Origin of the sequence: Geobacillus sp. LYN3, from assembly GCF_003064505.1 — a bacterium.
GTDB classification, from domain to species: Bacteria; Bacillota; Bacilli; order Bacillales; family Anoxybacillaceae; genus Parageobacillus_B; species Parageobacillus_B toebii.
On the sequence record NZ_QCWL01000001.1, the window covers coordinates 1,186,767 to 1,206,569 of the forward strand.

At 39.9% G+C, this 19,803-nt stretch carries 22 protein-coding genes; 14 read left to right on the forward strand and 8 right to left on the reverse strand.

The annotated features are described in order from the left end of the window. Positions 1-237, reverse strand: a 237-nt coding sequence (locus DCC82_RS18000) for a transposase (RefSeq protein WP_233252938.1), incomplete at its 3' end; no start/stop codon positions are given. A gap of 596 nt (positions 238-833) precedes the next feature. Here DCC82_RS18000 and DCC82_RS06190 point away from each other — a divergent pair. The 5 genes from DCC82_RS06190 to DCC82_RS06210 all read left to right on the forward strand — a co-directional run bounded on the left by DCC82_RS06190 (position 834) and on the right by DCC82_RS06210 (position 6,457). Then, positions 834-2,480: a peptide ABC transporter substrate-binding protein gene (locus DCC82_RS06190; protein ID WP_097354216.1), complete on the forward strand. Its 1,647-nt coding sequence runs from the start codon at positions 834-836 to the stop codon at positions 2,478-2,480. A gap of 102 nt (positions 2,481-2,582) precedes the next feature. After that, on the forward strand, positions 2,583-3,518 hold the full coding sequence (locus DCC82_RS06195; RefSeq protein WP_062753753.1) for an ABC transporter permease: 936 nt from the start codon (positions 2,583-2,585) through the stop codon (positions 3,516-3,518). Positions 3,519-3,520: 2 nt separating this feature from the next. Then, positions 3,521-4,438 (forward strand): ABC transporter permease, encoded by a 918-nt coding sequence (locus tag DCC82_RS06200; RefSeq protein WP_062753751.1) that lies wholly within the window; start codon positions 3,521-3,523, stop codon positions 4,436-4,438. 11 nt (positions 4,439-4,449) lie between these two features. Beyond that, positions 4,450-5,517: an ABC transporter ATP-binding protein gene (locus tag DCC82_RS06205; protein ID WP_062753749.1), complete on the forward strand. Its 1,068-nt coding sequence runs from the start codon at positions 4,450-4,452 to the stop codon at positions 5,515-5,517. 1 nt (position 5,518) lies between these two features. After that, entirely contained in the window at positions 5,519-6,457 is a 939-nt protein-coding gene (locus tag DCC82_RS06210; RefSeq protein WP_062753747.1) for an ABC transporter ATP-binding protein, read from the forward strand. A 25-nt stretch (positions 6,458-6,482) separates the two neighbouring features. On the opposite strand, the gene DCC82_RS06215 is transcribed toward DCC82_RS06210, so the two are convergent. Then, the gene (locus DCC82_RS06215; RefSeq protein ID WP_062679110.1) at positions 6,483-6,665 is read right to left on the reverse strand and encodes a hypothetical protein; all 183 of its coding nucleotides are present in this window, start codon (positions 6,663-6,665) and stop codon (positions 6,483-6,485) included. 258 nt (positions 6,666-6,923) lie between these two features. Here DCC82_RS06215 and spxA point away from each other — a divergent pair, with 258 nt between their 5' ends. Then, complete coding sequence (spxA, locus tag DCC82_RS06220) at positions 6,924-7,322, forward strand: transcriptional regulator SpxA (RefSeq protein WP_003252337.1); 399 nt, start codon at positions 6,924-6,926, stop codon at positions 7,320-7,322. A gap of 77 nt (positions 7,323-7,399) precedes the next feature. On the opposite strand, the gene DCC82_RS06225 is transcribed toward spxA, so the two are convergent. Next, positions 7,400-8,071, reverse strand: coding sequence for a TerC family protein (locus DCC82_RS06225; protein ID WP_012749449.1), 672 nt, complete (start codon positions 8,069-8,071; stop codon positions 7,400-7,402). Positions 8,072-8,286: 215 nt separating this feature from the next. Between DCC82_RS06225 and mecA the strand changes: the two genes are divergently transcribed. The 4 genes from mecA (at position 8,287) to pepF (ending at position 13,825) form a co-directional block, all read left to right on the forward strand. Next, positions 8,287-8,973: an adaptor protein MecA gene (mecA, locus tag DCC82_RS06230; protein WP_012749450.1), complete on the forward strand. Its 687-nt coding sequence runs from the start codon at positions 8,287-8,289 to the stop codon at positions 8,971-8,973. A gap of 73 nt (positions 8,974-9,046) precedes the next feature. After that, positions 9,047-10,555 carry a cardiolipin synthase gene (gene cls / locus DCC82_RS06235; RefSeq protein WP_108430284.1) on the forward strand — a complete coding sequence of 503 codons (1,509 nt, stop codon included), beginning with the start codon at positions 9,047-9,049 and terminating at the stop codon, positions 10,553-10,555. Positions 10,556-10,665: 110 nt separating this feature from the next. Continuing rightward, positions 10,666-11,913, forward strand: a complete 1,248-nt coding sequence (locus tag DCC82_RS06240) for a competence protein CoiA (RefSeq protein WP_223812112.1) — start codon at positions 10,666-10,668, stop codon at positions 11,911-11,913. Between the two features lie 97 nt (positions 11,914-12,010). Further along, complete coding sequence (gene pepF, locus DCC82_RS06245; RefSeq protein WP_012749453.1) at positions 12,011-13,825, forward strand: oligoendopeptidase F; 1,815 nt, start codon at positions 12,011-12,013, stop codon at positions 13,823-13,825. Between the two features lie 18 nt (positions 13,826-13,843). On the opposite strand, the gene DCC82_RS06250 is transcribed toward pepF, so the two are convergent. The 5 genes from DCC82_RS06250 to DCC82_RS06270 all read right to left on the reverse strand — a co-directional run bounded on the left by DCC82_RS06250 (position 13,844) and on the right by DCC82_RS06270 (position 16,876). After that, entirely contained in the window at positions 13,844-14,041 is a 198-nt protein-coding gene (locus tag DCC82_RS06250; RefSeq protein ID WP_062753739.1) for a hypothetical protein, read from the reverse strand. A gap of 260 nt (positions 14,042-14,301) precedes the next feature. Next, the gene (gene spxH / locus DCC82_RS06255; protein WP_012749455.1) at positions 14,302-15,195 is read right to left on the reverse strand and encodes a ClpXP adapter protein SpxH; all 894 of its coding nucleotides are present in this window, start codon (positions 15,193-15,195) and stop codon (positions 14,302-14,304) included. Then, on the reverse strand, positions 15,188-15,601 hold the full coding sequence (locus DCC82_RS06260) for a globin domain-containing protein (RefSeq protein WP_012749456.1): 414 nt from the start codon (positions 15,599-15,601) through the stop codon (positions 15,188-15,190). Before DCC82_RS06260 ends, spxH begins: the two co-directional genes overlap by 8 nt. A 94-nt stretch (positions 15,602-15,695) precedes the next feature. Next, entirely contained in the window at positions 15,696-16,286 is a 591-nt protein-coding gene (locus DCC82_RS06265) for a lytic transglycosylase domain-containing protein (protein WP_012749457.1), read from the reverse strand. Then, a complete protein-coding gene (locus DCC82_RS06270) occupies positions 16,283-16,876 on the reverse strand; it encodes a CYTH domain-containing protein (RefSeq protein ID WP_062753735.1) in 594 nt (197 codons plus the stop codon). Before DCC82_RS06270 ends, DCC82_RS06265 begins: the two co-directional genes overlap by 4 nt. A 128-nt stretch (positions 16,877-17,004) precedes the next feature. Here DCC82_RS06270 and DCC82_RS06275 point away from each other — a divergent pair, with 128 nt between their 5' ends. From DCC82_RS06275 to DCC82_RS06290, 4 genes are read left to right on the forward strand one after another with little or no spacing between them, the layout of a single operon-like run. Then, complete coding sequence (locus DCC82_RS06275; protein ID WP_012749459.1) at positions 17,005-17,379, forward strand: UPF0738 family protein; 375 nt, start codon at positions 17,005-17,007, stop codon at positions 17,377-17,379. A 17-nt stretch (positions 17,380-17,396) separates the two neighbouring features. Beyond that, positions 17,397-18,029, forward strand: a complete 633-nt coding sequence (gene yjbM, locus DCC82_RS06280; protein ID WP_012749460.1) for a GTP diphosphokinase — start codon at positions 17,397-17,399, stop codon at positions 18,027-18,029. Positions 18,030-18,052: 23 nt separating this feature from the next. Then, positions 18,053-18,847, forward strand: a complete 795-nt coding sequence (locus DCC82_RS06285; protein ID WP_285754780.1) for an NAD kinase — start codon at positions 18,053-18,055, stop codon at positions 18,845-18,847. Positions 18,848-18,905: 58 nt separating this feature from the next. Continuing rightward, positions 18,906-19,802: an RluA family pseudouridine synthase gene (locus DCC82_RS06290; RefSeq protein ID WP_108430285.1), complete on the forward strand. Its 897-nt coding sequence runs from the start codon at positions 18,906-18,908 to the stop codon at positions 19,800-19,802. Position 19,803: the final 1 nt, after the last annotated feature.

Here is a 19,803-nt window from a genome sequence, read left to right on the forward strand (position 1 = left end):
TTGAAATTCCCCGTTTCGGTCTCTTGGAACCAAAAGACCCTCAATCCGGCCATATTGCGTATCTAGATTTCGCTGATAGCAGCCGTTTCTCCTATTCGGTGTTCGAGCCTGTTCGATTTCGAGGAAATGTTTGATTTCTTCCCGCATAATCAGCTCTAATTTTTCCTTCACAAACTGACGAATGACACTTTCCAGTTGATTTGCCCAGTCGACATTCGGTATACTTCTTTTAGACATAGGTAGGGTACTCCTTTCTCTAAGATTTTTGGTCCAATCAGAGAATACCCTACCTTTTTTCTTTTGTTCTAGCAAAATGCTTTACACAAACTTTTATACATCATCAAAATTGCTGAAAAGTATTTATTCTTATTTCAAAGTGTTATTAAATAATTTTTTTCATCGATACATTATTTTCAAAATTATCTTAATAAAATTATCTTTTTAATAGTGAATAAAAAGGTGAAAAACATGCTATGGCGGTCTTTCTGAACGTGTTATAAAAAATTAATATGTAAACGCTTTAAAATTTACAAAGATAAATTTTTTATTTACAATTGTCGAAAAAAAGTATAAAATTACAAACAGATAATGAAAATAAGTGTTTAAATACATACTTTAAATAGAATGAAGATTCAGAAAAGAAACAAAATAAACAAAATGAAAATTTCTTTTTAAATATATTAATAACTTTTATAATAAAAACTAAAATAAATATTCTGATAAACAGAAAAAGTAAAATAAAAACTTTTGTTTATTTAATTTATTAACAAAAGTTCCGCGTTTTTTTGCGTAGAACTTTTGAAAATAAAAAATTATTTTTAGGGGGGAAATCTATGAAGAAAAGGCTTTCTATTCTTTTTAGCCTAATGCTGGTATTGAGCCTTTTCCTTTCTGCGTGTGGTGGTTTCCAAAAAGGAAATGAATCCACCGGCGAGAAAGGAAAAAGCGGGGACAAAACCGCTGATGTTCCGCAAGAATTGCGTATTAACATTAAAACGGAGCCATTCTCACTAAACCCAAGCCTAGCAAATGATAGTGTTTCTAGCAACGTTTTAAACCAAACATTTGAAGGGTTAACCCGTATTAAAAACGGCAAGCCTGAGTTGGCGATGGCTGAAAGCTATGAAGTTTCCAAAGATTTAAAAACATACACATTCAAATTGCGGGATGCAAAATGGTCCAATGGCGATCCAGTTACCGCGAAAGACTTCGAATATGCGTGGAAATGGGCTCTTGACCCGAAAAATCAATCGCAATATGCATATCAGCTTTATTATATTAAAAATGGCCAAGCATTTAACGAAGGGAAAGCAAAAGCAGAAGATGTTGGTGTAAAAGCAATTGATGACAAAACATTGCAAGTTACGCTAGAGAACCCAACACCTTACTTCTTAGAATTAACAGCGTTCTATACTTATTTCCCAGTAAACAGCAAAATCGCTCAGAAAAATCCAAAATGGTATACAAACGCTGGTCCTGACTACACTTCTAACGGACCATTCAAGATGGTTTCTTGGGAACATAACAACAAAATCGTTCTCGAAAAGAACGAAAATTACTGGGATGCTGACAGCGTAAAACTAACAAAAATTGAAATGGTTATGGTCAACGACACCAATACAGAGCTTTCCATGTTTAATAATGGTGAGCTAGACTGGGCAGGTATGCCTACTGGCCAATTGCCTCCAGACTCTTTGCCAAAATTAAAAGAGGAAGGTAAATTACACGTTCAACCAATTGCTGGTGTTTACTGGTATAAATTTAATACGGAAAAACCGCCGTTGAACAACGTCAACATTCGTAAAGCGCTGGCATACGCCATCGATCGCAAAGCGATTGTTGAAAACGTAACAAAAGGCGAACAAATTCCGGCTATGGCTGCCGTGCCGCCAACGATGTTCCCTGAGAACAAAAAAGGTTATTTCAAAGATAATGATGTGAAAAAAGCAAAAGAATACTTGAAAAAAGGACTTCAAGAACTTGGATTAAAAGATGTGAAAGATTTGCCGCCTATTACCCTATCGTTTAATACTGATGATCAACATGCGAAAATTGCTCAGGCGGTTCAAGATATGTGGAAGAAAAACTTGGGCGTTGAAGTAAAACTTGAGAATGCTGAGTGGGCAGTTTACATTGATAAATTGCATTCTGGCGATTATCAAATCGGCCGTATGGGCTGGTCAGGCGACTTTAACGATCCAATCAACTTCCTAGAGCTGTTCCGCGACAAAAAGGGCGGAAATAACGATACAAACTGGGAAAATCCGAAGTATAAACAATTGTTAATCGACTCTCAAAAGGAAACAGATCCTGAAAAACGTAAAGAAATGCTAAAAGAAGCAGAAGCCATTTTAATGGATGAAATGCCAATCGCGCCAATCTATTTCTACACGAATACGTGGGTGCAAAAAGATAACTTAAAAGGTGTAGAAATGTCCGGCCTTGGCGGTGTCCAATTTAAATGGGCATATTTTGAATAAAATCGTACGTCGTGAAAGGTGATAAGAAGGTATATGAGGGAGACCTCATATACCTTCATTCCTGTTAAGGTATTTTTTGCAGAAAATGGAGGTGTAGGAAATTTGTTGAGATATATAAGCAAACGTTTGCTCTACATGCTCATGTCTTTGTTTTTAATTGTAACGGCGACATTCTTTTTAATGCGTGCTGCTCCAGGAGGGCCATTCTCGAGTGAAAAACAAGTTCCGCCAGAAATCGAGAAAAACTTGAATGAATATTATGGACTCGACCGCCCTTGGTATATTCAGTATTTTGATTATTTAGTTTCGATTGCCAAATGGGATTTTGGGCCTTCATTTAAATATAAAGGACAAACTGTTAACGATTTAATTGATGAAGGATTTCCCGTTTCCTTTTTCCTCGGCATGGAATCATTATTAATAGCCATAAGTGTGGGGATTTTACTAGGAGTTATTGCGGCTTTGAAACACAATAAATGGCAAGATTATGCAGCGATGGTTTTTGCGGTTTTGGGAATCTCTGTTCCAAGCTTTATTATGGCTTCCATTTTGCAGTATTTTTTAGCGATCAAGCTAGGATGGTTTCCAGTTGCGCGCTGGGAATCGCTGCAGCATACTGTTTTGCCTGCGCTTGCTCTTGCGGCAACGCCGACGGCATTTATTGCTCGTTTGACTCGCTCCAGTATGTTGGAAGTATTAAGCAATGATTATATTCGCACTGCGAAAGCAAAAGGACTCTCACAAGGACAAATTACAGTGAAACACGCCATTCGCAATGCGATACTTCCAGTTGTAACCTATTTAGGCCCTTTGTCCGCACAAATTTTAACAGGAAGCTTTGTGATTGAAAAAATTTTTGGTATTCCTGGACTTGGAAGCCATTTTGTAACAAGTATTACAAACCGCGACTATACAACAATTATGGGTGTCACGGTGTTTTATAGTATTCTACTATTATTGTCTGTGTTGCTTGTGGATATTGCTTATGGCTTTATTGATCCACGCATTAAATTAGCCGGTGGCAAGAAAGGGGAGTAATCATGCAGCAGATTCCGAAAGAGATGTTCCAGCCAGCGGTAGCCGATGTTGGAGAAGCGGAGAAATTATCAAAACCGAGTCTTTCGTTTTGGAAAGATGTTTCGATACGTTTTCGAAAAAATAAATTAGCAATGTTTGGATTAATTTTATTAATTCTTTTAGTGTTCATGGCCATTTTTGGGCCGTATATGACAAAATATGATTACGCAACGAACGATTTAATGAATACGAACCAGCCTCCTTCTTCCGAACATTGGTTTGGAACCGATGAACTTGGACGTGATATATTTACTCGCACATGGTATGGTGCTCGTATCTCTTTATTTATCGGATTGGCAGCTGCGCTTATCGATTTGGTGATCGGAGTGCTCTGGGGAGGAATTGCTGGTTATCGCGGGGGAAAAACGGATGAAATCATGATGCGCATTGCTGATATTTTATACGGAGTCCCTTATTTGCTTTTAGTCATCATATTAATGGTTATTTTGGGACAAGGGTTAGGAACCATGATCCTTGCCATGACGATTACTGGATGGGTAAATATGGCACGTATCGTTCGAGGCCAAGTGCTGCAGCTGAAAAGCCAAGAATATGTATTAGCAGCGCGGACGCTTGGTGCGAGCACATCAAGAATTATGTTTAAACATTTGATTCCGAATGCCATGGGCTCAATCCTTGTTACGATGACGTTAACGATTCCTAACGCCATTTTCACAGAGGCATTTTTAAGCTATTTAGGATTAGGTGTTCCACAACCGTTGGCAAGTTGGGGAACAATGGCTTCAGAAGGGGTACAAGCATTGCAGTATTATCCATGGCGTCTGTTTTTCCCGGCTACATTTATTTGCTTGACTATTTTTGCTTTTAATGTAGTGGGAGATGGACTGCGCGATGCATTAGATCCAAGATTACGCAAGTAGGGTGTGAGAGTATGGAAAAACTGTTGGAAGTGAAAAATTTAGAGGTATCGTTTCAAACATACGGTGGAGAAGTACAAGCTGTTCGTGGAGTGAGCTTCCATGTAAATAAGGGTGAAACATTAGCGATTGTAGGGGAATCAGGTTCTGGAAAAAGCGTCACTTCACAAACGATTATGCGCCTTATTCCTACTCCGCCTGGAAAAATAAAAAACGGTCAAATCATATTTAATGGAGAAGATCTTGTCAAAAAAACGGATAAAGAAATGGAACAAATTCGTGGAAGAGATATCGGGATGATTTTCCAAGATCCGATGACATCGCTCAATCCAACGATGAAAGTCGGACATCAGATTATGGAAGTGATCATGAAACATCAAAAGGTGTCTAAATCAACGGCAAAAGAACGGGCAATTGAATTGCTGCGATTAGTTGGAATCCCAATGCCAGAAAAGCGTGTAAATCAATATCCGCACGAATTTTCTGGGGGAATGAGACAACGTGCGATGATTGCCATTGCTTTGGCTTCCAATCCAAAGCTGTTAATTGCCGACGAACCAACAACTGCTCTCGATGTAACCATTCAAGCGCAAATTTTGGAATTAATGAAAGATTTACAGAAGAAAACAGGGACAGCCATTATTTTTATTACTCATGATTTAGGAGTAGTAGCCAACATGGCTGATCGCGTTGCTGTGATGTATGCGGGGAAAATCGTTGAAATGGGAACGGTGGATGAAATTTTTTACGATCCGCGGCACCCTTATACGTGGGGCCTGCTTGCCTCCATGCCAAGCCTTGATAGTGATGATAAGGTAGAGTTGGCATCGATTCCAGGATCGCCGCCGGATTTAACGAATCCTCCAAAAGGTGATGCGTTTGCGCCGCGTAATCCGTACGCAATGAAAATTGATTTTGAAATGGAACCGCCGTTGTTCCAAATTTCTGATACCCATTATGCGGCGACATGGCTGCTTCATCCGGATGCACCAAAAGTAGAGCCACCCGAAGCGGTAAAACGCCGATTGCGCAAGCTCTCCACTAACTACCCTCAACCAATCATTGTAAGGGAGAGTGAGTAATATGCCTGAAAAACAAAAGCTCATTGAAGTGAAAAATTTAAAACAGTATTTTCCAGTGGGTGGCGGAAAAGTCGTTAAAGCTGTAGATGGCGTTACCTTCGATATTTATAAAGGAGAAACATTTGGTCTTGTTGGGGAGTCGGGTTGCGGTAAATCAACGACGGGACGAACGATTATCGGGCTATATAAGGCGACGGGCGGAGAAGTTCTTTTTAATGGTATAAATGTCCACGGCAAACACTCAGCCAAAGAGTTGAAAGTATTAAAGCGAAAAATGCAAATGATTTTCCAAGATCCGTATTCATCGCTTAATCCGCGCATGACCGTTGCAGATATTATCGCTGAAGGCATCGATATTCACGGTCTTGCGAAAACGAAGGAAGAACGCATGCAGCGCGTATATGAGCTGCTTGAGACAGTCGGCTTAAACCGTGAGCATGCCAATCGCTATCCGCATGAGTTCTCCGGCGGCCAGCGCCAGCGTATCGGGATTGCCCGCGCGCTAGCGGTAGAGCCAGAGTTTATTATCGCCGATGAGCCGATTTCTGCGTTGGATGTGTCGATTCAGGCGCAAGTGGTGAACTTAATGAAAAAGTTGCAGCGGGAAAAAGGCTTGACATATTTGTTTATCGCTCATGATTTGTCGATGGTGAAATATATTAGCGATCGTATTGGCGTTATGTACTTTGGAAGAATGGTGGAGCTTGCGGATGCGGAGGAATTGTACCGCAATCCGATTCATCCTTACACAAAAGCGCTATTATCGGCAATCCCGCTTCCTGACCCGGAAACAGAGCGGACGCGCAAACGGATTATTTATGATCCGTCGCAGCATAATTATAAAGAAGGAGAGGAATTGGAGTTTCGTGAAATTACTCCAGGGCATTTCGTATTATGCTCGGAAGCAGAATATAAAACATATCAATCGATGTATAAATAAAACGATCTCGATTTGAGAGATCGTTTTATTTTTTGCCGCCGACTAAATTCCAGCCAGCTTGTGTACGTTTTGTTTCGTTTACATGTTCTTTTCGCTTCGAACCGCCGAAAAATTTTTCGCCAATACCGTTCGCGATGACTCCCATTAACGCAGTGATGCCAACAATCATTACGAAAACGATGATATAATCCATAACATATTGTGTCATGAACGCTCTCCCCCCAGACAATCGCTCTAATTTTATTGTAAGTGATTTTTCTTTTTATTGGAAGAAGCGGTGAAAAATAAACCTAGAAAATAGATGACTTTTTTGAAAAACTATATCTTTATTTATATATTTATTGTATAATGTATTATGTTAGAGTTATTTCAAATTACCATGTTTTGTAGCTGCAGAGTTTAGCTAGTTCGTTCCATTGATATAGAAGGCAAGGTTAGGTTATCCTTGTTGAAAGGGAGTGAGAATATGGTGAAATTGTATACTTCACCAAGTTGCACGTCATGCCGAAAAGCGAAAGCATGGCTAGAAAAACATAATATTCCTTATGTAGAACGCAATATTTTCTCCGAACCGTTAACGATTGAGGAGATTAAAGAAATTCTACGCATGACGGAAACAGGAACAGACGAGATTATTTCAACAAGATCAAAAGTTTTCCAAAAGCTGAACATCAATCTCGAATCGTTGCCGCTTCAAGATTTATATGAACTTATTCAAAAACATCCGGGAATTTTACGCAGACCGATTATTATTGATGAAAAACGGCTTCAAGTCGGTTACAATGAAGACGAAATTCGCCGTTTCTTGCCGCGAAAAGTGCGAGCATATCAACTTCGTCAAGCGCAACGTCTCGTTAATGAATAAGAGGAGAACCAACTTCTACATGGCCCGCCATGTAGAAGTTTTTTATCATCTCTTTATTGAGCAGCCGATCCATATTTTTATGTCCAACGATGCAATTTTCTACGATTGATAATGAAACCGAGCAAAACGACTGATGTCGCTGTAATAAATGGAAACATCGGTTTCCATGCAGCAGCGCTGTCGTATAAATAGCGGATTTGTTGTTCTTCGCTGATCATTTTTCCGGCGGTATAGGCTAACAGAGCTCCGCCAATATAAATGAGGAAAGGGTATCGCTCCATCGCATAAAGAATTAGTTTACTGCCTAAAATGATAATGGGAACGGAAAAAAGAAAACCAAACACAACGAGAGAAGTATGACCTTGAGCTGCTCCAGCGATCGCAAGAACATTGTCTAACCCCATCACAATATCAGCAGTCACAATTGTCCATATCGCTTTCCAAAGGGATGTTTCCGATTTAATAGATGCACTCGCTTCCTCTTTTTGAACCATTAATCTTAAAGAAATCCAAAGCAAAATGCAGCCGCCGACTAGCTGCAAAAAAGGGATTTTTAATAATATCACGATCCCTACTGTTAAGAGAATGCGAATGAAAATGGCCAACGCGGTGCCAACGAAAATTGCGATATTTCGTTTTCGTTCCGGCAGCTTGCGGCTTGCTAACGCGATAACAACAGCATTATCTCCTCCAAGAATAATATCAATGCCAATGATGAGAAGAATGGATGTCACATATTCGCCAGCCATGCATGTCCCTCATTTCTTTTGTTTTCACCATCATTATAGTAGGGCATGTTTTATTTCATACCCAATTTTTAAAAACTTGGTTTTTTTATTTCCCATCTTTCGATTTTTATCATAAAATAAAAGTACAAGACATAATCTTGTATTTAAGATAGAATTTTTGGGGGTAAAAGTCCCTTCAATTTTATTCTTTTTTTAGGAAGGGAGAGTTCGGCAATATGGAAATAGAACGAATTAATGAACATACAGTAAAGTTTTATATTTCTTATGTTGATATAGAAGAACGTGGTTTTGACCGGGAAGAAATTTGGTATAACCGTGAGCGCAGCGAAGAATTATTTTGGGAAATGATGGATGAGGTTCATAGCGAAGGCGATTTTTCGCTTGAGGGCCCTCTTTGGATTCAAGTACAAGCATTGGATAAAGGGTTAGAAGTGCTTGTCACAAAAGCGCAATTATCGAAAGATGGAAGCAAATTGGAACTTCCGCTTCCGGAAGAAAAATTGCGCGATTTTCCAGTCCCAGTTGATGAAAAAATTGAAGAACTGCTTGACCATCATTTCCATATTGTACGCAATGATGAATCGTTTGCCGACGATAATGATAAGGAAATCCTTCAGTTTACTATTTGTTTTAAAGATATCGAAGATTTGATTGCCCTTGCACATCGTGCTAACTTTACAGGACTTGACAATCGTCTTTTCCAATTTGAAGATCGATATTACTTATTTGTCCAATTTAATGAGGAAGATTACACCGAATATGAAATGGACAACATTTTGAGCTTGCTTCTAGAATATGGAATGGATTCGCAAGTTACGATTTACCGTTTAGAGGAATATGGAAAAGAGATTATTCGCGACAATGCTTTAGAGGCGATCAAACAATATTTTCCATTAAAGTAGCCGCCGATTTCAACTGCTGAAATCGGCGTTTTCTTCGGCGGGAAAGTTTAGAAAATAGGTCAGGTGAATTTCATTGCGAAATACGTTAAGGGTTATTATTTTTGTTCTGGCTGTAGCGGCTTTTTTATTTTTGACCAATGATTATTGGGAAGGGAAGCTGCTTGGTGGGCTTAGTATTTTAATTTCTTGCTCTGTTGTTTTCATTGCGTTTGTTATTTCTCTCGAAAACAGAAAGCCTGCCCATACAATCACGTGGCTTGTCGTGCTCGGAAGCTTCCCGCTAATTGGATTTTTCTTTTATTTAATGTTTGGAAGAAATTATCGAAAGCAGAGGCTTTTCCAAAAAAAGGCGATGCTCGATGAACAAACATTTTTAAAATTTCAAGGACAGCGAGAGTGGGCGATAGAACAGATGCCGATTGGAGAACACCAACATCCGCTGCTTCAGCTGGCTCATCGAATTGGAAAAAGCCCGGTTTCTCTCGCAACGGAAACAAGGGTATTGACGAATGGCGAAGAAACATTTTCTACTATTTTTGAAGAACTGGAAAAAGCGACACACCATATTCATTTAGAATATTACATTGTTCGCCATGATGAAGTTGGACAGAAGCTAAAAACGATTTTAATAGAAAAAGCAAAAAAAGGGGTTCATGTCCGTTTTCTTTATGATGCTGTAGGAAGCTGGAAATTATCCAAAACGTATATTCAAGAGCTGCGCGATGCCGGGGTAGAAATGATTCCTTTTTCACCGGTTCGTTTGCCGTTTTTGAGCAACACCATTAACTTCCGCAATCATCGAAAAATTATTGTGATTGACGGAACGATTGGCTTTGTCGGGGGACTGAATATCGGTGATGAATATTTAGGAAAAGATAAATATTTCGGTTTTTGGCGCGATACGCATTTATGGATTCGTGGCGAAGCGGTCCGGACGCTACAGCTTATTTTTTTGCAAGATTGGTATTATATGACAGGAAAAACGTTATTGACACCGGAATATTTATCTCCAGAGCTCGTTCATTATGACGGTCAGGGGGGAGTTCAGTTAATTGCGGGTGGTCCTGACCAGAAATGGGAAGTCATTAAGCATTTATATTTTGCAATGATTACGTCTGCTCAGCGATCGATTTGGATTGCGTCGCCGTATTTTGTGCCTGATGAAGATATCCTAACAGCATTAAAAATCGCTGCTTTAAGCGGGCTTGATGTCCGCATTTTGGCACCGAAACGACCAGATAAAAAAATTGTCTTTTATGCTTCACGATCCTATTTCCCGGAATTGTTGGAAGCAGGTGTGAAAATTTATGAATATTCAAAAGGATTTTTGCATAGTAAAATCATGATCGTTGATGGGGAATTAGCATCAATCGGCACAGCTAATATGGATATGCGCAGCTTTCATCTCAATTTCGAAGTAAACGCTTTTTTATATCATACGGATAGTACAAAAAAACTTGTTGCTGATTTTCTTGAAGATTTAAAAGAAGCCAGTCCAATTGATTATGAAACATTTCAACAACGTCCGTTATCCATTCGTGTTGTTGAATCTGTATCAAGATTATTATCTCCTTTATTATAAAATTTCACCCGGAATTGTACCGGGTGTTTATCATTTTTAGGGAATTTTGTATAAAAAATAGGAAACCAGACTGTTTTTGTCGAATAAACTAGAAAGGATGATGAAAGGATGTGATCATTTTGCTTGTTGCCTTGTTGCGGAATGGAGAATTCATTTCACTGGCTAAGACTTGGACAAAGGAGGAATTAGTTCAGTTAAAGAGGAGGGAAGCGTTTTTTTGTCCTGCCTGCAAGCGGGAAGTGGTATTAAAGCTCGGCAGTCGCCGCATTCCACATTTTGCGCATAAAAAAGATACCGCATGTCCATATGAATATGAGTCGGAATCAACACGTCATTTAACAGGAAAGTTAGATCTATTTTCCTGGCTTCAACGTCAAAACATACGGGCAAAATTGGAGCCATATTTACCATCGATTCAACAACGTCCAGACATCCTTGTTGCGCATAACCACCTCCTGTATGCGATGGAATATCAATGCTCTACCATTAGTGAACAGTTGTTTCAAAAACGCAATGATTCCTATCGCATAAAAGGAATTCGACCAATTTGGATTCTTGGAGCACATCATTTGCGATATCGGACCATATACCACTTGGCATTGCCCCGATTTCAATGGATGTTTGCCCACCATTTTCCGTTTGTTCCTCGCCCGCTCCTTTTCTACTATTGTTCGGAAACCAAACGTCTTATCCGCCTCGTTCATTTGATTCCGTTTTCTGTTCGCCATACATTTGCGATTCCTATTGTCAAGCCTCTGCATTCGGTTTCTTTTTCCGATTTGCTATCATCTCCGGTTGTTTCACTGCCACCATCGTTTTGGAATGATTGGCTTTGCCGTAAAAAACAATGGCGTCTCACTTTCACGTCATATCCGAATAAGATCACAAGGCTTATTTGTTCTGATTTTTATCGATGGGGCATTATTCCTTCCCTTTTTCCTACGGAAGCAGGCTGGCCGCTGCCGCACGGCTATTTGTTTGAAACACCGCCATTTATTTGGCAAACATATGTGTTAATCCCATTTATGCAATCAGAAAGCAAACATGTCTCTATACATTCCATTTATCGTTTTATTGATGAAAGAATGGCAGCGGGGCGGCTTGCTGCTCGCCAGTTGCCGCTCGCAATGGGACAACGCTATACGCAAGCAGTTTATGAGTATTTGCAATTGCTTACGAAGTTAGGCTATTTTCAATGGGAAAGCCGCAAAAGCCTTCGTTTAGTAAAGGAATTTACTTTTCCAAAGACGATGGATGAAGTAATACAGCAGGATCAACAAATGATGGAGCAGATGAAAATGGAGCCATCTCTTTACCATTATATAAATAAATTGGAACTTAACAAAAATATTGTATAAGAAAATGATGGCAAACATTTATTTTCTCGAAAAAGGAAATGATAGTAAAAAAGTGAATATGATTTATGATATAATTTTCCAAAAGGAGGTTTGCAAAATGGAAGAAAAGAAAACAAAAAAATCGTTGCCATCACGAAGTGAAATTCCTGTAGAAGAAACATGGCGTTTAGAGGATATTTTCCCAACGGATGAAGCATGGGAGCAAGAATTCCAAGCAGTGAAAAAAATGATTCCGAAATTATCGGACTATCAAGGGCGGTTGGGAGAATCAGCAGATACGTTATACGAAGCGCTGCAATATCAAGATGAGATATCGATGCGTCTCGGCAAGCTATATACATATGCGCATATGCGTTACGACCAAGATACGACAAATGCCTTTTATCAAGGACTTAATGACCGTGCTACCAGCCTTTATAGCGAAGCGTCTAGTGCGATGGCGTTTATCGTTCCGGAAATTTTAGCGATCGATGAGGCGAAGTTGCGTTCATTTTTAGAAGAGAAAAAAGAATTAAAGCTGTATGAACACGCTTTAGACGAAATTAACCGTCAGCGTCCGCATGTATTGTCTGCCGAGGAGGAGGCGCTCCTTGCCCAAGCTGCGGAAGTCATGCAAGCATCTTCGACTACATTTGGCATGCTGAATAATGCGGATTTAACATTCCCAACGATTATTGATGAAAATGGGGAAGAAGTGGAAGTGACACATGGCCGTTTTATTCGCTTTTTGGAAAGCACAGACCGCCGTGTGCGGCGCGATGCGTTTAAAGCGGTATATGATACGTACGAAAAGTACAAAAATACGTTTGCTAGCACTCTCGCCGGAGCGGTGAAAAAAGATAACTTTTTTGCCCGCGTTCGCCGTTATAAATCAGCGAGAGAAGCGGCATTAAGCAGCAATAATATTCCTGAAAGTGTTTACGATAATTTGATCGAAACGGTTCATGAACATTTGCCGCTGTTGCACCGTTATGTCCGTTTACGCAAAAAAGCGCTTGGACTTGACGAACTTCATATGTATGATTTATATACTCCGCTTGTGCAAGATGTAAAAATGGAAGTAACGTATGAAGAAGCGAAAGAATACATGTTAAAAGGGCTTGCTCCGCTCGGTGAAGAATATATTGGCATCGTTAAAGAGGGCCTCGAAAACCGCTGGGTAGATGTACGCGAAAATAAAGGGAAACGAAGCGGTGCCTATTCATCAGGTTCATATGGAACAAATCCATATATTTTGCTTAACTGGCAAGATAACGTCCATAATTTGTTTACGTTAGTCCACGAATTTGGCCACTCTGTGCATAGTTATTACACACGCAAAACGCAGCCGTATCCGTATGGAGATTATTCCATTTTTGTTGCTGAAGTTGCATCGACATGCAACGAAGCGCTATTAAGTGATTATTTATTAAAAACGATCGATGATGAGAAAAAACGGTTATATTTACTTAACCATTATTTAGAAGGGTTCCGTGGCACGGTCTTTCGGCAAACGATGTTTGCAGAGTTTGAACATATGATCCATATGAAGGCGCAGGAAGGCGAAGCGTTAACAGCTGATTCATTGACTTCCATGTATTACGAATTAAACAAAAAATATTTCGGTGATGATATTGTCGTCGATAAGGAAATTGGATTAGAATGGGCGCGGATTCCACATTTTTATTACAATTATTATGTTTATCAATATGCCACAGGGTTTAGCGCAGCCACCGCATTAAGCAGACAAATATTAGAAGAAGGGGAACCGGCTGTTAAACGCTATATTGAGTTTTTAAAAGCAGGCAGCTCCGATTATCCAATTGAGGTGTTGAAAAAAGCGGGAGTAGATATGACGAGCGCGGAACCGATCCGGCAGGCTTGTCAAGTATTCGCAGAAAAACTAGATGAAATGGAACAGATGTTATCGTAAAAAACAGCGAATGTGGAGTTATTGCCACATTCGCTTTTGATAAAATCCTTTAAATTGGTTGCGGCTGTTCCAAGTTGCTAAAAAGCCAAAAATGGAAACAAATAAAAGTGGCATCGTAATAAACAGTGGAATAAGATGCATAAGACCAAACAAATTTAAACAAAAGGCGATAAGCACAACCAATCCCCAAATGAACAGAGTGATGTGTTTCTTCACCTTTTTCACCTTCCTAATTTGATTCATTTCATTTATATGAACAAAGCATAGGAAAAAATACTTTCTTCTATATTTATGACAATAATGTGAACAAAAGCACAAAGTAGTTGTCAACACTCGCCCTAATTTGTTAAGATAATATCGTGAACGAAGTCACAAAAACCTTATACCCCTTTGTTTGACCGTGAAAAATTTCTCCCATCCCCTTTGTTGTCTTGGCAACAAGGAAAAGCCCGGCATTCAGCCGGGCTTTTCCTTATTTATTCTTCTTCTGAGATATAGCGCCAAAACGTTCCATGCTTTACCGGTACTTTTTCCACTTTTTGTTTCAGCTGCAGTTTTTTCATCTCTTTTTCCGCTTCGTTTATAGTCATATCATAAACAACTGCAATTTCCTTTGTGGCGACGAATTTAAAATGGCTTAAAAATGACTCGAGCGGGGGAGGAGGGGATGGTTCTGGATGGAAGCCAAGCAATTCATGAATAAGTTCGACATAAATCTCGTAAGGGTAACATCCGGAAATTTTAATTCCTTCGTCCTCAATGTTTTCGTTAAAAAAGACGAGTGTTGGAATTTCATTTACATCCATCTCTGATGTAATTTTTAAATCGCATTGAAATGCTTTGGACGCACTTGACGACTGTAAATCACGAACAAATTCATCCACATCCAATCCAACGCTTATTGCACAATCAATTAACACGGAAATATCGGATACATTTTGCTTTTCCAAAAACAATAATTCCTGTAATTTGCGTAAGAAACGAATCCCTGCGCGTTTGCCTTGCAATTCCGCCGCTTTAATGGCGATCGATGGAGCAAATGGGCTAGAAATTGGATTTTCAAGCCATAGGCTTCCATCGCAAGACATTCCCGAACGGCACGCCGTCCGCTCCCACACTTTGGCGATCGTTTCTGGCTTATGGCGTTTCCGCATATTCAGCGTTGCCAATGTTCCGCTTAACACATGTTTCAATGTAAAAAAGCGACCATACTCAATGATTAGCTTTTTGATAATAGGTTCAAGCCCCCAGCATTCAGGGCATAAAGGATCGATAAACAAATAAATTTCCAACGGCTTTGTCTCGTTGCTGCGAGGCTGGGAAGCATACCACCAATCTGGGGTCGGCTTCCCAGCTAATTTGTCATTCAAGGGAATGCTCCTTTCTTTCCAAATTGTCTGGGGTATTGACCATATGATGAGCAGTCAAAACGAGACGATGATAAATTTGTTCGCGCACCGGTCCAGACAGACCGATTTCATCCATTGCCGCACGCATACAGGAAAGCCATGCCTCAGCGCGAGTTGGAGTAATTTCAAATGACAAATGACGTGCCCGCAACATTGGATGTCCGTGCTCCTCTGTGTAAAGTGGCGGCCCTCCTAAGTATTGTGTTAAAAATTGTTTTTGTTTTCTAATCGTTTCTGTTAAATCATCCGGAAAAATTGGGATTAAATCAGGATGTTTAGCAACACGTTTATAGAAAGCTTCCACAAGCCTTGTAATTGTTTTTTCTCCACCGACCGCCTCATAAAGTGTTTGCCATTGTTCAGCCATTGTGAATACTCCTTTTAGATATTGTGTACGATTATTTTACTGCTATTTTAACAATGAAGTTTATTTATCTCAAACAAAGTGACTTGAATAAATATTATGAGTAGTATGTGTTGAGCACTTTTTCAACATATGCTCTTGTTTCGGCAAATGGTGGAATTCCTCCATAACGATCTACGTTTCCAGGGCCGGCATTATATGCGGCAAGTGCAAGCGAAACATTGCCGTTATAGCGGTCAAGCAGCATTCGTAAATATTTTGTCCCGCCCTCGATGTTTTGGGCTGGATCAAAACGGTTTTCTACTCCAAGCATTTTTGCGGTGCTTGGCATTAACTGCATAAGTCCAGCCGCACCGGCGCGGCTGCGCGCATTTGGATTAAAATTAGATTCGTGACGAATGACAGCGCGAACGAGCTTTGGATCAACATCATATTTTTCCGCAGCCTGTGCAATTAATGTATCAATATTTCCATCCATATGTTTAGAGGAAGATGTTTTTTCTGCCGATGGTGTTGACACATTTGGATTTTCAGGGACTTGCAACATTGATTGCTGCTCTGACAGCAATTGATGGAATAGCTGCGCAAATGACCATGTGTTATTTTGATTTATGATGTTTGGACGATTGGTAGATAAATTTTGCAATGCCTGAAGTTCCAACAATAGTTTTAGTGCAGGAGTGTTCATCGCTCTTCCTCCGCTCTATATTTTTTCATATATAAACGTTGAATTTTATTAGCTGTTGGCCGAATTGGGATATGCAAAGAATGAAGCAGCTGTAAAAATCGTTGTTTTCCGCTTTCTGCATCTTTAGTCTCATATTCTAACTCATAATCATCGGTTTGTAGGTAATGACTATGATCAAGAAAAAGTGTGCCGCCTTTGTACATCCATTGTGCTCGGTCGGTGGCTAATGTGCCAAAATGTCGTAGTTGTTCAGGCGGAACGCCAATTTCTTGAAGAATTTGTGCAATCGGGCCTTGAACCATTGCAGTGCCATTTAAGAGGGCGTCTGCTTCTTCTTTTGTAAGCTGTTCATGCGTCTCAAGCAAAACCCCTTGTGCTGTTGTTTGTTTCAACGTTAATGTGTAGTTGCCGTTTTTTACGCGAATTCGCAGTGCTGCTCGTTTGTCTTTTAACAAAAATTGCGGTGTGTCAAAATAATGATTTTCTTGATGTTCAAAAGCATGATCATCGATATGAAACACTTGGCGAATTCGGTCGAATTCTTCTTTTGTTAATAAATTTTTAAATTCGATTTCTATTTCTTGGTTCATGTTTTCTCCCCTTTGTATCCATTTCAATTTTATTATCGGATGTTTATTGTTGAATATCAATTATTTATTATGCATAGGGTGATTATGGTAAAATAAAAAAGGACTGTTTATGTGGAAGGAGATTTGGCATGCAAAAGAAATTAGTCGTAGAAAAAGTAGAAAAACGAGATGAGCGATTATGGCTAATCTGCGATCATCCTCCATTTTCGCTTGAACAAGCAAGACCAAAAAATCATATGCTTGTTGATTCAGACAATATTGCGTTTATTTATATATTAGAAACGGATGAAGATTTTATTTATGTTGCGATTCCATCCGAGTTTTGGATGGACATCAAACAAGTATTAACAGACGGTACACCTATCTTTTTGCAAAGTGGAACGATCGAAATGGAACTAACCCATTTCAAGGAAGAGCTAACATATTTAATTGAAAATATTGATGGAAACGCCAATTACGGAGAACAGATGGAACAGGCGGTAAAAGAAATTTTTCTTACATAACAATTGGTGGTGGTATGATGGTCAAACATTGGGATTTATTTTTGGCGCCATACAAACAAGCGGTGGAAGAATTAAAAGTAAAACTAAAAGGAATGCGCGCCCAATTTGAAATTTTAGGGGTGCATTCGCCAATAGAATTTGTTACCGGAAGAGTAAAGCCAGTCGCAAGCATTTTGGATAAAGCGCAAAAGAAAAATATACCTCTTGATAAATTGGAAGAACAAATGCAAGATATTGCCGGACTTCGTATGATGTGCCAATTTGTCGATGATATTAAAACGGTAGTCGAATTGCTTCGGAAGCGGAACGATTTTGAAATTGTGGAAGAACGAGATTACATCAGCCAAAAAAAAGAAAGCGGTTATCGCTCTTACCATGTAGTGATCCGCTATCCGGTGCAAACGATTTGCGGAGAAAAGAAAATTTTGGCAGAGATTCAAATTCGGACGCTCGCGATGAATTTTTGGGCAACGATTGAACATTCTTTAAACTACAAGTATAGCGGTCGCTTTCCTGAAGATATTAAAGTAAGATTGCAGCGCGCTGCAGAAGCAGCTTATCGTTTGGACGAAGAAATGTCAAAAATTCGCTTTGAAATTCAAGAAGCGCAAGCAGCTTTTTCGCGAAAACAGGATGCAAAAGGGGAATAACGATGAAAGAAAAACAAGCGCCGATGAAATTTGCCGTTACGTCCAAAGGGGATGAGACATCGAACGCACTTACGCAAAAAATTAAAACATATTTACTTGATTTTGATTTACAGTATGATGAAGATAAACCTGATATTGTCATTTCTGTCGGCGGTGATGGAACATTGCTTTATGCGTTCCATCGTTATTGTCGCCGATTAGATAAAACGGCGTTTGTCGGTGTTCATACCGGACATTTAGGATTTTACGCCGATTGGGTGCCTGAAGAAATCGAGAAGCTGGTCATCGCGATTGCGAAAACACCGTACCAAGTGGTGGAGTATCCGTTGTTAGAAGTGATTATTCGCTATATAAACGGAGGGCGGGAAGCAAAATATCTCGCTTTAAATGAATGCACAGTAAAAAGCGTCAGCGGCACGCTCGTGATCGATGTAGAAATTCGCGGTGATTTATTTGAAACGTTTCGCGGTGACGGATTATGCATTTCTACGCCGACAGGAAGCACCGCCTATAATAAAGCGCTAGGCGGCGCGATATTACACCCATCACTCGAAGCGATACAAGTAACCGAGATGGCGTCCATCAATAACCGGGTGTTCCGCACGATTGGATCACCGCTTGTACTTCCTGCGCACCATACATGTATATTAAAGCCAGTGAACAATGTCGATTTTCAAATTACGATTGATCATTTATCGCTTTTGCATAAAGACGTTAAATCGATTCAATGTCGCGTCGCACAGGAGAAAATTCGTTTTGCTCGTTTCCGCCCGTTTCCATTTTGGAAGCGAGTGCGCGATTCATTTATCGCTGATTAACCCGTTTCGCTCCATTGTTTGATTAGAATAAATAGGAAGTAAAGGAAGGTACAAAACATTGTCGCGTTTTACGCTAACTTGGACGATTACGGAAAAAGAGGAAGGAAAGCTTGTCCGGGAATTTTTAAAGGAACAAGGCATTTCGAAAACGGCATTAACAGACATTAAATTCCATGGAGGGGCCATTTTCGTGGATGAACAGCCAGTCACTGTTCGTCATCGTCTTTGTTGTGGAGAAACATTGCGAGTACTATTTCCGAAAGAATCCCCAAGTGAAGGGATGATGCCGGAAGCGATTCCGCTTGATATTGTATATGAGGATGAATATGTTTTAGTCGTGAATAAACCGCCGTTTATGGCAACGATTCCATCGCGTGAGCATCCGAACGGTACGCTTGCTAATGCATTGCTGTATCATTACAAAAAACAACAGTTAGAGTCGACGATTCATGTTGTAACAAGACTGGATCGCGATACTTCCGGTCTTGTTCTTGTCGCAAAACATCGTCATGTTCATCATTTATTATCCACGCTGCAGCAACAAGGAAAAGTAACGAGATGTTATGAAGCGATTTGCCACGGATGTTTAGTGGAAGACGAGGGAACGATCGATGCACCAATCGCCCGTAAAAGCGATAGCATTATTGAGCGGGAAGTTCGCAAAGATGGTCAGCGGGCTGTAACTCATTTTCGCGTATTACAGAGGCTTCGTGAATATACATACGTATCGCTCCAGCTAGAGACAGGCCGCACGCATCAAATTCGTGTTCATTTAGCGCATATTGGCCACCCGCTTGCAGGGGATGAATTGTATGGCGGAAGCCGGGAAGCAATTAGCCGCCAGGCGTTGCACAGCAAAGAGCTTTCCTTTTTCCATCCGATCAAGCGGAAAATATATACGTTTTCTTGCCCGCTTCCTGATGATATGAAACAATTGATGGAACGGGTAAGCTGAT